The 15,944-nt window shown below is 67.6% G+C and carries 14 protein-coding genes and 1 pseudogene; 10 read left to right on the top strand and 5 right to left on the bottom strand.

Going from position 1 to position 15,944, the window contains the following annotated elements; translation table 11 throughout:
• The first annotated feature begins 221 nt into the window (after window positions 1-221).
• The 7 genes from lpxD (at window position 222) to PDM28_RS06335 (ending at window position 9,127) form a co-directional block, all read left to right on the top strand.
• Complete coding sequence (gene lpxD, locus PDM28_RS06365) at window positions 222-1,244, top strand: UDP-3-O-(3-hydroxymyristoyl)glucosamine N-acyltransferase (RefSeq protein WP_070207540.1); 1,023 nt, start codon at window positions 222-224, stop codon at window positions 1,242-1,244.
• Window positions 1,241-1,696: a 3-hydroxyacyl-ACP dehydratase FabZ gene (gene fabZ, locus PDM28_RS06360; protein WP_102946694.1), complete on the top strand. Its 456-nt coding sequence runs from the start codon at window positions 1,241-1,243 to the stop codon at window positions 1,694-1,696. Before lpxD ends, fabZ begins: the two co-directional genes overlap by 4 nt.
• Window positions 1,693-2,478: an acyl-ACP--UDP-N-acetylglucosamine O-acyltransferase gene (lpxA, locus tag PDM28_RS06355; RefSeq protein WP_070207542.1), complete on the top strand. Its 786-nt coding sequence runs from the start codon at window positions 1,693-1,695 to the stop codon at window positions 2,476-2,478. Before fabZ ends, lpxA begins: the two co-directional genes overlap by 4 nt.
• Window positions 2,475-3,656, top strand: coding sequence for a lipid-A-disaccharide synthase (lpxB, locus tag PDM28_RS06350; RefSeq protein ID WP_311184210.1), 1,182 nt, complete (start codon window positions 2,475-2,477; stop codon window positions 3,654-3,656). The genes lpxA and lpxB overlap by 4 nt, the downstream gene beginning before the upstream one ends.
• Complete coding sequence (locus PDM28_RS06345; RefSeq protein WP_311184209.1) at window positions 3,653-4,297, top strand: ribonuclease HII; 645 nt, start codon at window positions 3,653-3,655, stop codon at window positions 4,295-4,297. Before lpxB ends, PDM28_RS06345 begins: the two co-directional genes overlap by 4 nt.
• A gap of 210 nt (window positions 4,298-4,507) precedes the next feature.
• Complete coding sequence (gene dnaE / locus PDM28_RS06340) at window positions 4,508-8,089, top strand: DNA polymerase III subunit alpha (RefSeq protein WP_311184208.1); 3,582 nt, start codon at window positions 4,508-4,510, stop codon at window positions 8,087-8,089.
• Between the two features lie 78 nt (window positions 8,090-8,167).
• Window positions 8,168-9,127, top strand: coding sequence for an acetyl-CoA carboxylase carboxyltransferase subunit alpha (locus PDM28_RS06335; RefSeq protein ID WP_102946698.1), 960 nt, complete (start codon window positions 8,168-8,170; stop codon window positions 9,125-9,127).
• 58 nt (window positions 9,128-9,185) lie between these two features.
• Here the strand turns inward: PDM28_RS06335 and PDM28_RS06330 are convergent, their stop codons facing one another.
• Window positions 9,186-9,641: a CopD family protein gene (locus PDM28_RS06330; RefSeq protein ID WP_311184207.1), complete on the bottom strand. Its 456-nt coding sequence runs from the start codon at window positions 9,639-9,641 to the stop codon at window positions 9,186-9,188.
• A 126-nt stretch (window positions 9,642-9,767) separates the two neighbouring features.
• Between PDM28_RS06330 and PDM28_RS06325 the strand changes: the two genes are divergently transcribed.
• Window positions 9,768-10,361 carry a class I SAM-dependent DNA methyltransferase gene (locus tag PDM28_RS06325; protein WP_102946700.1) on the top strand — a complete coding sequence of 198 codons (594 nt, stop codon included), beginning with the start codon at window positions 9,768-9,770 and terminating at the stop codon, window positions 10,359-10,361.
• Window positions 10,362-10,465: 104 nt separating this feature from the next.
• Entirely contained in the window at window positions 10,466-11,779 is a 1,314-nt protein-coding gene (locus PDM28_RS06320) for a polyhydroxyalkanoate depolymerase (RefSeq protein WP_311184206.1), read from the top strand.
• Between the two features lie 44 nt (window positions 11,780-11,823).
• On the opposite strand, the gene PDM28_RS06315 is transcribed toward PDM28_RS06320, so the two are convergent.
• The 3 genes and pseudogenes from PDM28_RS06315 to PDM28_RS06310 form a co-directional block, all read right to left on the bottom strand.
• Window positions 11,824-12,381, bottom strand: a complete 558-nt coding sequence (locus PDM28_RS06315) for a sensor domain-containing protein (protein ID WP_484605322.1) — start codon at window positions 12,379-12,381, stop codon at window positions 11,824-11,826.
• A 183-nt stretch (window positions 12,382-12,564) separates the two neighbouring features.
• Window positions 12,565-12,825, bottom strand: a pseudogene (locus PDM28_RS19260) (DUF1700 domain-containing protein); the annotation flags it as partial.
• Window positions 12,826-12,836: 11 nt separating this feature from the next.
• On the bottom strand, window positions 12,837-13,202 hold the full coding sequence (locus PDM28_RS06310; protein WP_070207550.1) for a PadR family transcriptional regulator: 366 nt from the start codon (window positions 13,200-13,202) through the stop codon (window positions 12,837-12,839).
• 209 nt (window positions 13,203-13,411) lie between these two features.
• Between PDM28_RS06310 and PDM28_RS06305 the strand changes: the two genes are divergently transcribed.
• The gene (locus PDM28_RS06305; protein ID WP_311184204.1) at window positions 13,412-14,311 is read left to right on the top strand and encodes a peptidylprolyl isomerase; all 900 of its coding nucleotides are present in this window, start codon (window positions 13,412-13,414) and stop codon (window positions 14,309-14,311) included.
• A 744-nt stretch (window positions 14,312-15,055) separates the two neighbouring features.
• Here PDM28_RS06305 and PDM28_RS06300 read toward each other — a convergent pair.
• Window positions 15,056-15,934: a DMT family transporter gene (locus tag PDM28_RS06300; RefSeq protein ID WP_070209576.1), complete on the bottom strand. Its 879-nt coding sequence runs from the start codon at window positions 15,932-15,934 to the stop codon at window positions 15,056-15,058.
• Window positions 15,935-15,944: the final 10 nt, after the last annotated feature.

The raw sequence follows: 15,944 nt of genomic DNA, 5'->3' as shown, positions 1-15,944 counted from the left end.
GCCCGGCGTTTTTGTTTTCGGGGCCACCGACAGACTGTCGAGGGGCCGGCGGGAGGGGGGTACGGGACCGTGAAGGCACATGGATGTGCCGCCCGAGCCTAACGGGAGATTTAAGGCGTGTCCCGCACCCCCCCTCCCGCCGGCCCCAGCCAGGAGAACCGTCAGACGAAGGCTCTTCGCAGGAACATGACCGCAGTCACGCCACACGGTAAACTTCCGCCGTGAACACTCCTACCTATACCGCCCAGCAACTCGCCGAGCAGTTTGGCCTGCAGGTCCATGGCGATGGCAGCACCGCCATCCGTGGCGTGGCCACGCTTGCCCATGCCGGTCCCGGCCAGTTGACCTTCCTGGCCAACCCGCGCTACCGGACCCAGCTGGCCGACAGCCAGGCCGGCATCGTGGTGCTGCGCGCCGACGACGCCGAGGCGGCCCCCGCCACCGCGCTGATCGCCAAGGACCCCTACACCACCTTCGCCAAGATCGCCGCGCTGTTCGACATCGCCCCGACCCGGCCGCCCGGCATCCACCCCAGCGCCGTCATCGACCCCGACGCCCGGATCGCCGCCAGCGCCCACATCGGCCCCTTCGTCACCATCGGCGCCCGCAGCGTCGTCGGCGAAAACTGCATCATCGGCCCCGGCAGCATCATCGGCGAAGACTGCACCCTCGACACCGGCTGCGAACTGATCGCCCGCGTCACCCTCGTCACCCGCGTCCGGATCGGCAAGCGCGTGCGCATCCATCCCGGCGCCGTGCTCGGTGCCGACGGCTTCGGCCTGGCCATGGACGCCGGCAGCTGGATCAAGGTGCCCCAGCTCGGCGGCGTGCGTATCGGCGACGACTGCGAGATCGGCGCCAATACCTGCGTCGACCGTGGCGCCCTTGAAGATACCGTGCTCGACAACGACGTCCGCCTGGACAACCTCGTCCAGATCGCCCACAACGTCCAGATCGGCGCCCACTCCGCCATCGCCGGCTGCACCGGCATTGCCGGCAGCGCCAAGATCGGCCGCTACTGCCTGCTCGGCGGCGCCGTCGGCGTCGTCGGCCACCTCGAGATCTGCGACAAGGTGGTCATCACCGGCAAATCCGTCGTGCGCAACTCCATTACCGAACCGGGCGAATACTCTTCCGGTACCCCGTTGACCGACAACCGCACGTGGCGCAAGAACGCCGCGCGCTTCAAGCAGCTCGATGCCCTGGCCCGTCGCATCCTGTCTGTAAGCAAGGAGAAGGAATGAGCCACGAACAGAAGCTGCCGGACATCACCCAGATCCAGGCGTTGATCCCGCACCGCTACCCCTTCCTGCTGGTCGACAAGGTCGTTTCCATCGACTACGAAAACCGTACCATCGTCGCCACCAAGAACGTCAGCATCAACGAACCGTTCTTCCAGGGCCACTTCCCCAGCCAGCCGATCATGCCCGGCGTGCTGATCATCGAAGCCATGGCCCAGGCCGGTGGCGTGCTGACCCAGCTCACCCTCGGCCGCGACGCACAGTCCAAGCTGTTCTACATGGTCAAGGTCGACAAGGCCCGCTTCAGCAAGCAGGTCGTCCCCGGCGACGTGCTTGAAATGCACGTCCAGATCAAGCGCGTCATCCGCAACATGGCCGTGTACGACTGCATGGCCAAGGTCGACGGCGAAGTCGTCGCCTGCGCCGAAGTCCTCTGCGCCGGCACCCGCGAATGAACGCGCCGCTCATCCACCCCACCGCGGTCATCGACCCGTCGGCGAAACTGGCGGCGGATGTGCGTGTCGGTGCGTTCTGCCTGATCGGTGCCGACGTCGAGATCGGTGAAGGCACCGAGGTCGGCCCGCACTGCTCCATCCACGGCCCGACCCGGATCGGCCGCAACAACCGCTTCATCGGCCATGTTGCCGTCGGCGGCGAACCGCAGGACAAGAAGTACGCCGGCGAACGCACCGAACTGGTGATCGGCGACGACAACGTGTTCCGCGAATTCGTCACCCTCAACCGCGGTACCGGTGGCGGCGGTGGCATCACCACCATCGGCAACGGCAACTGGATGCTCGCCTACACCCACGTCGCGCACGACTGCCACGTGGGCAACAACTGCGTGTTCTCCAACAACACCACCCTGGCCGGGCACGTCACCGTCGGCGACTACGTCATCATCAGCGGCTTCGCCGGTGCCCACCAGTTCTGCCGGATCGGTGCCCACGCCTTCCTCGGCATGGGCGCGCTCACCAATGGCGACGTGCCACCGTTCACCATGGTCGGCAGCGACTCGCTCGGCCGCCCGCGCGGCATCAACAGCGAAGGCCTCAAGCGCCGTGGCTTCGACGCCGAGCGCATCGCCAGCATCAAGCGCGCCTACCGCACCCTGTACGTCGCCGGCCTGCCGCTGGCCGAAGCCAAGGTGCAGCTCGCCGAACAGGCCGCGCACAGCCCTGACGTCAAGGACATGCTGGACTTCATCGAGCACGCCGAGAGGCCCCTGCTGCGATGACCGGCCGCCCGCTGCGGATCGCCCTGGTCGCCGGCGAAGCCTCCGGCGATCTGTTGGGCGCCGGCCTGGTGCGTGAACTGCAACAGCGTTTCCCCGATGCCGAGTTTGCCGGCATCGGTGGCGACGCCATGCGCAACGCCGGCTGCCAGACCTGGTTCGACGCCAGCGAACTGGCCGTCATGGGCCTGACCGAAGTGCTGCGCCACCTGCCGCGCCTGCTCACGCTGCGCAAGGCCTTCCGCAGCCGCGTGCTCGAGTGGCAGCCGGACGTGTTCATCGGCATCGACGCCCCCGACTTCAACCTCGGCGTCGAGCGCTGGCTGAAGGAGCGCGGCGTGCGCACCGTGCACTACGTCAGCCCCTCGGTCTGGGCCTGGCGCGAGAAGCGCGCCGAGAAGATCGGTGCCAGCGCCGACCTGGTGCTGTGCCTGTTCCCGATGGAACCGCCGATCTATGCCCGCCACGGCATCGACGCGCGTTTCGTCGGCCACCCGATGGCCGACGACATTCCCCTGCACAGCGACCGCGATGCCGCCCGCGTCGCCCTCGGCCTGCCCTGCAACGCCAAGGTCCTGGCCGTGCTGCCCGGCAGCCGCCTGGGCGAGATCAGCAAGCTCGGCGAAGCGTTCTTCGAAGCCGCCTGGCAGGTCTCCGAACGCATTCCCGGCCTGCACGTGGTGGTGCCCGCCGCCAACCCGGCCTGCCGCCGCCTGATCACCGAACAGCTCTCGCGCTCCGCGCTGCCGGTGGCCTATTCGCACGTGCTCGACGGCCAGGCCCGAACCGCGATGATCGCCGCCGACGTGGTCGTGCTCGCCTCCGGCACCGCCACCCTGGAAGCCATGCTGGTCAAGCGCCCGATGGTGGTGGGCTACCGCGTCGCCGAACTGACCTACCGCATCGTCAAGGCGCTGGGCCTGATCAAGGTCGACCGCTTCGCCCTGCCCAACATCCTGGCCGGCAAGGACCTCGCCCCCGAGCTGATCCAGCACGACTGCGTGCCGGACAAGCTCGCCGACGCCATCCAGCAGTGGTTCGACCACCCGCAACGCGCCCTCGACATCCAGCCGACCTACGAGCAGCTGCACCTGCAGCTGCGCCAGGACGCCTCCGCGCGCGCCGCCGACGCCGTCGCCGAACTGCTCACGCGCGGCCCCGCCCCCGGCACCCCGGCATGAGCCGCCGCCACGCCGCGGCTGCCTCACTGGCGCTGTTCGACGGCGCCGCCCTGGCCACCGTTGCCCCGCGCTACGTAGCTGGGGTCGACGAAGCCGGGCGTGGCCCGCTGGCCGGCCCGGTGGCCGTGGCCGCCGTGGTGTTCTGCCCGGACCGCCCGCGCCTGAACGGCCTGGACGACTCCAAGCAGCTCACCGCACTGCGCCGCGACCAGCTGTTCGATCGGATCCAGCAGCGCGCCCTGGCCTTCCACGTGGTGATGGTCGACGTCGCCGAGATCGACACCCTCAACATCTACCAGGCCACCATGCTGGGCATGCGCCGCGCCGTTGAGGCGGTGTCGCACGTGGCCCAGTTCGCCCGCATCGACGGCAACAAGGTGCCCAAGGGCCTGCCCTGCCCGGCCGAGGCCCTGATCGGCGGCGACGCCCTCGACCGCGCCATCATGGCCGCCTCGATCCTGGCCAAGGTCAGCCGCGACCGTTACATGCTGCAGCTGCATGAACAGCATCCCGAATACGGCTTCGACCAGCACAAGGGCTACGGCACCCCGGCCCACCTGGCCGCGCTGCGCGCGCATGGGCCGTGTGCCCACCACCGGCAGAGTTTCGCACCGGTAAGGGACTGCACCGCAGCACCGTAGTGCCGGCCGCTGGCCGGCTCCTCGGGGGGGGGGGGGGGGGGGGGGGGGGGGGGGGGGGCGGGGGGGGGGGGGGCGCGGGGGGGGGGGGGGGGGGGGGGGGGCCCCCCCCCCCCCCCGCCACTACGCGGCCCGCCTTAACCCCGTGCCCTGTCAAGCCTTGTTACACCTGCGCGGCACCGCTACCCTGACCGGGCATTACATTGGCCCGGCATGACCACTTCCCGTTTCGTACATCTCCACGTCCACACCGAATTTTCGCTGGCGGATTCGACCATCCGTGTCCCGGCGAAACCGGATCAGGCTGACCCGAAAAAGGCCAAGCAGGCCAACCTGCTCAGCCGCGCGGTCGAACTGAACCTGCCGGCCCTGGCCGTGACCGACCTGAACAACCTGTTCGCGCTGGTCAAGTTCTACAAGGCCGCCGAAACCGTGGGCATCAAGCCCATCGCCGGCGCCGACATCATGATCGCCGAAGAGGGCATGACGCCCTGGCGCATGACCCTGCTCTGCCGCGACCGCGAAGGCTACCTCAGCCTCTCGCGCCTGCTGACCCGCGCCTGGATGGAAGGCCACCGCCCCGAAGGCGGCGTCGCCGTGCATCCGGACTGGCTGAAGGCCGGTTGCCACAACCTGTTTGCCCTGGCCGGCCGCGACAGCCTGGCCGGTCGCCTGGCCGGCGACGGTCGCCACGACCTGGCCGAACAGCAGCTGGCCGACTGGCAGCGCGTGTTCGGCGACGGCCTGCACCTGGAACTGACCCGCACAGGGCGCGACGGTGAAGAAGCCTTCAACCAGTTCGCGCTGATGGCCGCCGGCCAGCGCGGCCTGCCGGTGGTCGCGACCAATGACGTGCGGTTCCTGCGTCCGGACGACTTCAGCGCCCACGAAGCGCGCGTCTGCATTTCCTCCGGCCGCGTGCTGGACGATCCCAAGCGCCCGCGCGACTACAGCGAACAGCAATACCTGAAGTCGCCCGAGGAAATGTGCGCGCTGTTTGCCGACATTCCCGACGCGATCGACAACACGCTGGCGCTGGCGCAGCGCTGCAACATGGAAATGCGGCTGGGCACCTACTTCCTGCCCGACTACCCGGTGCCCGACAACGAAACGCTGGACAGCTGGATCTGCAGCGAATCGCGCAAGGGCCTGGAAGCGCGCCTGGAAAAGAACCCGCTGGCCGCCGGCAAGACCCGCGAAGACTACTTCGAGCGGCTCGAGTTCGAACTCGCCACCATCATCAAGATGGGCTTCCCCGGCTACTTCCTGATCGTGGCCGACTTCATCCAGTGGGGCAAGAACCAGGGCATTCCGATCGGTCCCGGGCGTGGTTCCGGTGCCGGCTCGCTGGTGGCCTGGGCGCTGCAGATCACCGACCTCGACCCGATTCCGTACAACCTGCTGTTCGAGCGGTTCCTCAACCCCGAACGCGTGTCGATGCCCGACTTCGACATCGACTTCTGCATGGACCGCCGCGACGAGGTCATCGACTACGTGGCGCGCAAGTATGGGCGCGAGCGGGTCAGCCAGATCATCACCTACGGCACCATGGCGGCCAAGGCCGTGGTGCGCGACTCCGGGCGCGTGCTCGGGTTCCCGTATGGCCTGGTCGACGGCGTTTCCAAGCTGATCCCCAACATCCTGGGCATCTCGCTCAAGGACGCCATGGGCGAAGGCAAGGATTCGGAAATGGCGTCGCCGGAGCTGATCCAGCGCTACCAGAACGAAGACGACGTGCGCGACCTGATCGACCTGGCGCGCCAGCTCGAAGACCTCACCCGCAACGCCGGCAAGCACGCCGGTGGCGTGGTGATCGCGCCCGAGCCGCTGGCCGAGTTCTGCCCACTGTTCGCCGAACACGACGAAGGCGGCCGCGGTCGCAACCCGGTCACCCAGTTCGACAAGAACGACGTCGAAGAAATCGGCCTGGTGAAGTTCGACTTCCTGGGCCTGCGCACGCTCACGATCATCGACTGGGCGGTCAAGGCGATCAACAAGCGGCATGCGCGCGCCGGCATCCCGCCGGTGGACATCACCGCCATTCCACTCGACGACGCGCCGACCTACAAGGACATCTTCGCCAACGGCAATACCGGCGCGGTGTTCCAGTTCGAATCCTCGGGCATGCGCCGCCTGCTGAAGGACGCGCGCCCCGACCGCTTCGAAGACCTGATCGCGCTGGTGTCGCTGTACCGCCCCGGCCCGATGGACCTGATTCCCTCCTTCAACGCGCGTAAGCACGGCCAGGAAGAAATCATCTACCCCGACCCGCGCACCGAAGCGATCCTGAAGGACACCTACGGCATCATGGTGTACCAGGAGCAGGTGATGCAGATGGCGCAGATCGTGGGCGATTACTCGCTCGGCGGCGCCGACCTGCTGCGCCGCGCGATGGGCAAGAAGGTGCCGGCGGAAATGGCCAAGCACCGCGAGATCTTCCGCGAGGGTGCGGCCAAGGGCGGCGTGGAAGGCCCGAAGGCCGACGAAATCTTCGACCTGATGGAGAAGTTCGCCGGCTACGGCTTCAACAAGTCGCACGCCGCCGCCTATGCGCTGGTCAGTTACCAGACCGCCTGGCTGAAACGGCATTACCCGGCCGAATTCATGGCGGCCACGCTGTCCTCGGACATGGACAACACCGACAAGGTGGTCGGCTTCCTGGCCGAGGTCCGCAACCTCGGCCTGACCGTGCTGCCGCCGCGCGTGAACGAGTCGGCGTACATGTTCGAAGCCTCCAGCGCCGACACCATCCAATACGGCCTCGGCGCGATCAAGGGCGTCGGCCAGGGCGCGTGCGAAGCCGTGGTCGACGAGCGCGTCGCCAAGGGCCGTTACGAATCGCTGCTCGATTTCTGCATGCGCATCGAATCGGGCAAGCTCAACCGGCGCACCCTGGAAGCGATGATCAACTGCGGTGCGCTCGACGGCCTCGGCAAGAACCGCGCCTCGCTGATGCTGCAGCTGCCCGAAGTGCTCAAGGCCACCGACCAGATGTCGCGCGAGAAGGCCTCCGGCCAGAACTCGCTGTTCGGCGCGCCCGACCCGGTCAGCACCGCGCTGCAGCTTGACCTGCCCGAAGCAAAGGAGTGGGCGCTGGGCCAGCTGCTGGACGGCGAGCGCGAAACCTTGGGCTTCTACCTCAGCGGCCATCCGTTCGACCCGCATGCCGACGACGTCAAGGAACTGGTCGGCACCGACCTGGGCATGCTGGACAAGCTGATTCCGCCGGCCCGACCCGGCAAGGACGGCGAGAAGCGCGCCTGGCGCCAGGAAACCCCGGTGATCCTGGCCGGCCTGGTGGTCGGCGTGCGCCGCAAGGGCGAAAGCCAGATCTTCATGCAGCTCGAGGACGGCAAGGGCCGGGTCGAGTGCAGCGCCTTCACCGACGGCCTGGCCGAGTTCGGCCACCTGATGACCAAGGACCGCATCCTGGTGGTCAAGGGCGGCCTGCGCGAGGACGAGTTCAACGGCGGCTACGCGCTGCGCATCCGCCAGTGCTGGGACTTCGAGGAAATCTGCGCCAACTACGCCACGCGCCTGTCGCTGCGCCTGGACCTGCGCCAGGGCGAGCCGGTCTGGAGCCGGGTCAATGCCCTGCTCGACCGCCACCGCCCCGGCCGCACGCCCCTGCGCCTGGACCTGCTGCTCGGCTCCGAACAGGGCCCGGTGGCCGGCATGCTGGACGTGGCCGGCGACGTCGCCGTGCGCGTGGACAGCCAGCTGGTGGACGCCCTGCGGGCCGACCCGGCGGTGCGCACACTGAAGGTGCGTTACAGTCCGCCGTGGGCCAACTAGGCCCTACCAGACGACCCCGTACGGGGCATTTCGACGCATTCGGCTACACTTTCCCTCTTTACTTCACGACGGCTTCCGATGAATCCGAACTACCTCGACTTCGAGCAACCCATCGCTGATCTGGAGGCAAAGATCCAGGAGCTGCGCAGCGCAAGCGCCGGCCCGGCGGTCAATGTCGAGGCCGAAGTGCGCACCCTGCAGGACAAGCTGCGCCTGCGCACTGCCCAGATCTTCCGCAACCTGACCTCGTGGCAGGTGCTGCAGCTGGCCCGGCATCCGTCGCGCCCGTACACCGCCGACTACATCCGCATCATCTGCGATGAGTTCCAGGAGCTGGCCGGCGACCGCGCCTTCGCCGACGACAAGGCGATCATCGGCGGCCTGGCCCGCGTGGGTGGCCGTTCGGTGATGCTGATCGGCCACCAGAAGGGCCGCGACACCAAGGAAAAGATCAAGCGCAACTTCGGCATGCCCAAGCCGGAGGGCTACCGCAAGGCGCTGCGCCTGATGAAGATGGCCGAGCGCTTCGGCCTGCCGGTGTTGACCCTGATCGACACCGCCGGTGCCTGGCCGGGCATCGACGCCGAATCGCGCAACCAGTCCGAGGCGATCGCGCGCAACCTGATGGAAATGGCCGAGCTGAAGGTACCGGTGATCTGCACAGTGATCGGTGAAGGCGGTTCCGGCGGCGCGCTGGCGCTGGGCGTGGGCGACCGCACCCTGATGCTGGAGTACAGCGTGTACTCGACGATCAGCCCGGAAGGCTGCGCCTCGATCCTGTGGAAGGACGCGGGCAAGGCCAAGGACGCTGCAGAGCAGCTGGGTTTGACCGCCCCGCGCCTGAAGAGCCTGGGCCTGGTCGACAAGGTCGTGCGCGAGCCGACCGGCGGTGCGCATCGTAATCCTGCCCAGATGGCCAAGCGTTTGAAGGCGGTGCTGCTCAATGAGCTGGACGCGCTGGAAGCGCTGACCACCGAAGACCTGCTGCAGAAGCGCTATGAGCGGCTGCGCAGCTATGGGGCTTACGAAGCGGCGTGATCCGCCGTTGTTTCGAGCATTGAAAAACCGGGCCTTGCGCCCGGTTTTTTACTGCGCCTCAGAACGGCTTGGCCAACACCAACCACACCACCCCGACAAACAGCACCAACGGCAACTCATTGAACCAGCGCAGCGCGCGCGAAGACGGCAGCACCTTCCCCTTCACCGCGCCCTTCAACAAGCGCCCGGTCCAGCTGAAATACACCAGCAGCAGCACCACCAGCCCCAGCTTGGCGTGCAGCCACCCCGCCGCGCCCGGCGCGACCATGGTCGGGAAATCCGGAATCACCTTGTAGCCCAGCCACAGCACCAGCCCGAAAATCAGCGCAAAACCAAACATCATGTGGCCGAACCGGTACAGGCGCAGGCCCATCAGCTGCAGCCGTTCGATCACCGGCAGCTGGCCCGCGGTCTCGCTGAGGTTGACCAGGATCCGCGGCAGGTAGAACACCGACGCCATCCACGCCACCACGAACACCAGGTGGAAGGTCTTGACCCAGTAGTAGGACTGCATGCGCTTGCTCCGGCGGCTGGCTTGGGATGTCGTTCATTCTGGCCGATTCCCCGCGCACGCGCATGCGCGACGGTTTGACGCAGCGCGGTACCATGGCCTCCGTTTCCGTTCCGGCCCACTGCTTCCATGTCCAAGACCTACGACCAGGCCTATTTCAAGCGCTGGTACCAGCCCGACCAGACCGGCGGCGCCGCGCGCCTGGCGCGCAAGGTCGCGTTGGCCGTGGCCAGTGCCGAGTACTACCTGGAACGGCCGATCCGCAGCGTGCTGGACATCGGCGCCGGCGAAGGCGCCTGGCGCGCGCCGCTGCTCAAGCTGCGCCCGCGCGTGCAGTACATGGGCTTCGACAGCAGCGCGTATGCGGTGCAGCGCTACGGGCGCAGCCGCAACCTGCATCCGGCAACGGTGGGCGACTTCGCCTGGCTGCGGCCCTGCGCGCCGGTGGACCTTCTGGTCTGCGCCGACGTGATGCACTACGTGCCCAGCCGCGAGCTGCGCCCAGCGCTGGCCGGCTTCGCCGAGCTCACCGCCGGCGTGGCCTTCCTGGAGGCGTTCACCGCCGAGGACGAGTTCGAGGGCGACCACGAGGGGTTCCAGGCGCGGCCGGCGGCCTGGTACCGGCGCAATCTGAAGGCCGAGGGGTTTACCGCGCTGGGCTCGCATTGCTGGCTGTCGCCGGCATTGGCGGGCCACGCCGCTGCCCTCGAGCGTGCCGGTTGATCCCACCGGTCGCATACCCAAATGCGACTGACGCCTATTAAGGCGCTTCTGCCCCGGTTGCTATATGCTGCGCGGCAACATAAGACCATACATATTCGGACGTCATGCTTTACCAACTGCATGAATTGACCCGCAACATGCTCGCCCCGTGGGTGCACCAGGCCCAGGCCAATGCCAGATTCTTCGCCAACCAGGGCCATTGGTGGTCGCAGATGCCCGGTGCCGACCGCCTGGCGGCGGTGAACGAGCTGTTCCATCGTATCGGCAAGGATTACGAGAAGCCCGAGTGGGGCATCAACGAAATCGAGGTCGATGGCGAGCGCGTGCCGATCGTAGTCCACGAAGAGGTCACCAAGCCGTTCTGCAAGCTGCTGCGCTTCAAGCGCCACAGCAACGAGGCCGACCAGCTCAACACCATGCTCAACCAGCCGTTCGTGCTGGTGGTGGCGCCGCTGTCGGGGCACCACGCGACGCTGCTGCGCGACACCGTGCGCACGCTGCTGCGCGACCACCGCGTGTACGTCACCGACTGGGTGGACGCACGCATGGTGCCGGGCAGCGAAGGCGAGTTCGGCCTGGACGACTACATCGCGTACGTGCAGGAATTCATCCGCCACCTCGGCGCTGAAAAGCTGCACGTGGTGAGCGTGTGCCAGCCCACCGTGCCGGTGCTGGCCGCCGTTTCGCTGATGGCCAGCCGCGGCGAACCCACGCCGCGTTCGCTGGTGATGATGGGCGGCCCGATCGATGCACGCTGCAGCCCCACCGCAGTGAACAACCTGGCCACGCAGAACCCGCTGTCGTGGTTCGAGAACAACGTCATCCACACGGTGCCGCCGGGTTACCCGGGCGCGGGCCGCCGCGTGTACCCGGGCTTCCTGCAGCACGCCGGGTTCCTGTCGATGAACCCCAGCCGGCATTTCAGTTCGCACTGGGATTTCTATGCCGACCTGGTGAAGGGCGACATGGAAGACGCCGACGCACACCGCCGCTTCTACGACGAGTACAACGCGGTGCTGGACATGCCGGCCCGCTACTACCTGGACACCATCCGCGTGGTCTTCCAGGAATTCCTGCTGCCGCGCGGCGAGTGGTATGTGCAGGGCGAGCGTGTCGACCCGGGCGCGATCACCGGCACCGCGCTGCTGAGCATCGAAGGCGAGCTGGACGACATCGCCGGCCTGGGCCAGACCGAAGCGGCGCAGGAACTGTGCACGGGCATCCCGGCCGAGCGCCGCGAGCATTTCATCGTTGAAGGCGCGGGTCATTACGGCATCTTCAGCGGTCGCCGCTGGCGCGAAACGGTGTACCCGAAGGTGCGCGACTTCTTCGCGGCCAATGCGCAGGCGGCGGCAAAGCCGAAGAAGGCGGCCAAGGCCGCCAGCAACGTCACCCCGATCCGCAAGAAGGTGGGGTAAAGGATCGCAGCGGGTGACGACCGTCGGTCGTCACCCGCCGATTGCTACAGGCGAACCAGCAGATGCTTCGCCATCTGCCCGTGCAGGTGGCCGATGAAGCGCGCCAGGTGCATGGTGCAGAACAGGATCACTACGCCCAGTGCCGCGAATGCCGGCGTGGTCCACAGCGGCAGCGTGGTGACGTTCCCGTCGATGTACAGCCCGGGCACGCCGTCCAGCGCGAACATCGCCGCCACCGGTGCCCAGATGAAGGCCAGCGACACCGACAGCAGGGTCACGGCGACGGTGAAGTACAGGATGCCCAGCGGCAGCATCAGCACGAAATACAGCATGGTCAGCCAGGTGCGCCCGTCGGTGAACATGTCGCCGATCCGCTGCAGCCAGGTGCGGCTGCGGTCGGAGTAGCGCGGCCGGCGTGGCATGCGTTCGCCGAGCAGGACTTCGATCAGGCGCCCTTCCAGCAGCGCCAGGCCGCGTACCGAGCCGAAGAACAGCACGGTCAGCGGGATGCCGATGATCAGGATCAGCAGGCCCAGCGACATCGACAGGCCGGTGATCACCCAGGTGAAGAAGAACGTGCCGGTGGCCAGCGACAGCAGCATGTAGAACAGCGCGCCATAGGTGCGCGGTTCCAGTGCGACACCGAAAAACCGGGCCAGTGCCGAACGCGGCGGCGGCGGCACGCGGTCCACCGGCGGAACCTCGCCCGCAGCGGCCGCTGCGGCGGCGGCTCCGGGCGCGACCTGGGCGGGGACGACCCGCGCGATCGGACGGATGCTGGCACTGGGCGTGCGCAGCGCGCGGTTCACGGTGATTTCGGTTTCGCGGTAGATCTCGGCCACTTCCTCCGGCGCGCCGTAGCTGCCGGCGACGTCGGCGATGACCTCGGCTTCGCTGCGGCCGGGCTGGGCGGCCAGCTCCGAGCGCAGGTATTCCTCGGCGTCATACAGCGCGTCCTGCACCATCGCCGGGTCGGCGTCGTGCAGGGCAGCGCGCAGCTGCGCCAGGTACTGCCCGATGGTGGTGGGCAGGCCCACGCCCGCCATGCTCTGTTCGTTCATTGCAGTACCCCTTCCAGCACGGAATCGACGGAATCTCGGGTGGCACGCCAGGCCTGGGTCCACTGCTCCAGGACCTGACGGCCGCGTTCGTTGATTCGGTAGTAGCGCCGCGGTGGCCCGGCCACCGACGGTTCGATCTGGCTCTCGAGCAGGCCGGCGCCTTCCAGGTTGCGCAGCACCGGGTACAGCGCGCTCTGCTTGCCGCTGAGCACGCCTTCGCCCACGCGTTCGAGCTCCTTGGCAATCAGGTAGCCGTACAGCGGCTCGCCGGTACGGGCCAGCACCGCCAGCAACGCTAGCGAAACGGTGCCGGCGCTGAGCTCTTTCTGGAACTTCTTGAGGTGGACCTCGTGGTCGCTCATGGCGATCTCCAGCTAGCGTGGAGTCAACACTAGTGTGAAGTCAGCTATAGCGAACGTGCCGTTAGTCACCCTGCCGGGTGGGTGCGTAGTGCCGGCCGCTGGCCGGCTCCACGCGATGCCGGATTCACGAGGAGCCGGCCGGCGGCCGGCACTACCTTGGGGGGAGACATCTGCGCCAGAATCGGGGCTACCTCCTAAAAGGCCCTGCCATGTCGCCACGCCGTCCTGCGCTGCTCGCCCTCGCCCTCACCTGCGTCCTACCGACCCTGGCCACGGCGGCCACGCCCTATCGCAGCGCCCAGCAGATCCTGGAGGCGTCGCCGGACAGCGACTGGCGCACGCCGGACCCGGCCAACCTGCTGGTGATGAACCTGGCGGCGGGCCAGGTGGTGATCGAGCTGGCCCCGGCGTTTGCGCCGCAGCACGTGGCGAACATCCAGACGCTGGCGCACGAGCACTTCTGGGACGGCGAGAGCATCTACCGGGCGCAAGACAATTTCGTGGTGCAGTTCGGCGATGCGGATGCGGACGATGCGGCGAAGGCGAAGCCGCTGGGCAGTGCCAAGCGCAAGCTGCCGGCAGAGTTCCAGCGCGACAGCAAGGGTCTGAAGGTCACGGTGCTGCCGGACCGCGACGGCTGGGCGGACCAGACCGGATTCATTGACGGGTTCGCGGTGGGCCAGGACAAGGCGGACGGCAAGACGTGGCTGGCGCATTGCTACGGTGCGCTGGGCGCAGGCCGCAACAATGAGGAAGACAGCAGCATCGGTGCGGAGCTGTACGTGGTCACCGGGCAGTCGCCGCGCCAGCTGGACCGCAACATCACGGTGGTGGGGCGCGTGCTCAAGGGCATGGAGCTGCTCAGCGCGCTACCGCGCGGTCCGGCGCCGATGGGTTTCTATGCGGACGCTGCACAGCGCACGCCGATCACCTCGATCCAGCGCGTGAGCGACCTGTCCGAAGCGCAGCGACCGACGCTGCAGGTGCTGCGCACCGACTCAAAGACGTTCATCGACACGGTGGAAGCGCGCCGAAACCGCGTGGACGATTTCTACAAGCGTGCGGCGGGGCATATCGATCTGTGCAACATTCCTGTGCCGGTTCGGTGAGGGACCGTAGAGCCGGGCTCTGCCCGGCTCTACGACGGGTCATTCGTTGCAACGGCGCGTGGCGACGCGTTCATCGGTTGGACGCGTCATTGCGGCTGCGGCGCGGCTGCGCCCGGCTGCTGTTGGATTCAGGCGAACAGCCGCAGGTGCACCGTTTCCCTGGCTTGGGCCGCCCGGTGCCGGTTTGCGGGGTCGCCGTAAACCCATCCATGGGGGCTACGCGGACGCCATCCATGGCGCCGAGTCCCCCGCAAACCGACACCGGGCGACCCTTTGACAGTTGGCCGGTGGCCAAGGGACACGCGGATGTCGGCCATTGGCCGACATGCGGTTTCGTTCGATTGTCATGCGTTACCGGACGCGGGCGATTCCACGGCGGTTGTTTGGGAACCAACCCTACCGCGCGAGGCGAACCAGTCGCGTAGTGACACGCCATGTGTGTCCACCGTAAACCAACGCAGCAATCATTCGTGTCGACCAACGGTCGACACACCGGTTTTTCCCGTGGCAGCCGACGACCTATCGATGGGTCGGCGGGTGGGGGGTACGGGACCGTGAAGGCACATGGATGTGCCGCCCGAGCCTAACGGGAGATTTGAGGCGTGTCCCGTACCCCCCACCCGCCGGCCCAACACCAGGAAACCTCGCCGCCGACGGGCTGTTCGCCTGAATCCAACAGCGAGCCGGGCAGAGCCCGGCTCTACGCATACGTTGCAATCAAGAGCGGCCGGGCATGCCCCGGCTCTACCGCGAGCGCTGGGAGACCGCGACGCTGCCGAGGATCAACGCACCTGCGATCAACATCGCCAGCGTCACCGGCTCACCCAGGAACATCCAGGCGAACAGCGCGCCGAACATCGGCACCAGATAGGTGACGGTGGAAGCGCGAGCCGGGCCGATGCGGGCGATCAGGCGATAGAACATCAGGAAGGCGAAGCCGGTGCAGACCACGCCCAGCGCGATCGCGCACGCCCAGGAAACCACAGGAATGGGAGCCTCCGGCCAATGCGTCAGCGCCAGAGGCAGCATCACCAGCGCCGCGCTGCCCAGCGTTGCACCCGCCGATGCCGCCGGCGGCAAACCAGTCATGTGGCGCTTCACCAGGTTCACCCCCAGCCCGTACAGCAACGCCGCCAGCGAACCGGCGATCACCGCCGCGCCAATGCTCAGTCCCGACACCTTGGCCGTCGCCAGCACCACCACCCCGGTGAAGCCGACCAGCAGCGCGATAGCACGGCGCATGCCGATTTTTTCACCGAAGAACAGGAACGCGATCAACGCCGCGAACAACACCGTCATCGCATTGCAGATCGCCCCGATCGCCGCCGGCGCACGCTGCGCCGCCCACGCGAACAGCACGAACGGAATCGCCGAATTGATCAGACCGATCGGCACCAGCCAGCGCCACCGACGCGCCGGGAACTGCGCACGCGCCTTCCACAGGAACGGCAGCAGCACCAGCGCCCCCAGCAGCAACCGCACCTCCACCAGCGCGTACGGCCCGAACGACGGCACCGCCACCCGCATGAACAGGAAGGAGCAGCCCCAGATCGCCCCCAGCAGCGTCAGCTCCAGCGGCGTGCGCCAGTCGCGGGCAGCCGTACCGGCCAGATCCGCGCTCACGGGCGGCCCC

The organism is Stenotrophomonas aracearum (assembly GCF_031834615.1).
Taxonomy (GTDB): Bacteria; Pseudomonadota; Gammaproteobacteria; order Xanthomonadales; family Xanthomonadaceae; genus Stenotrophomonas; species Stenotrophomonas aracearum.
This window is presented reverse-complemented; position numbering and strand designations above follow the sequence as displayed.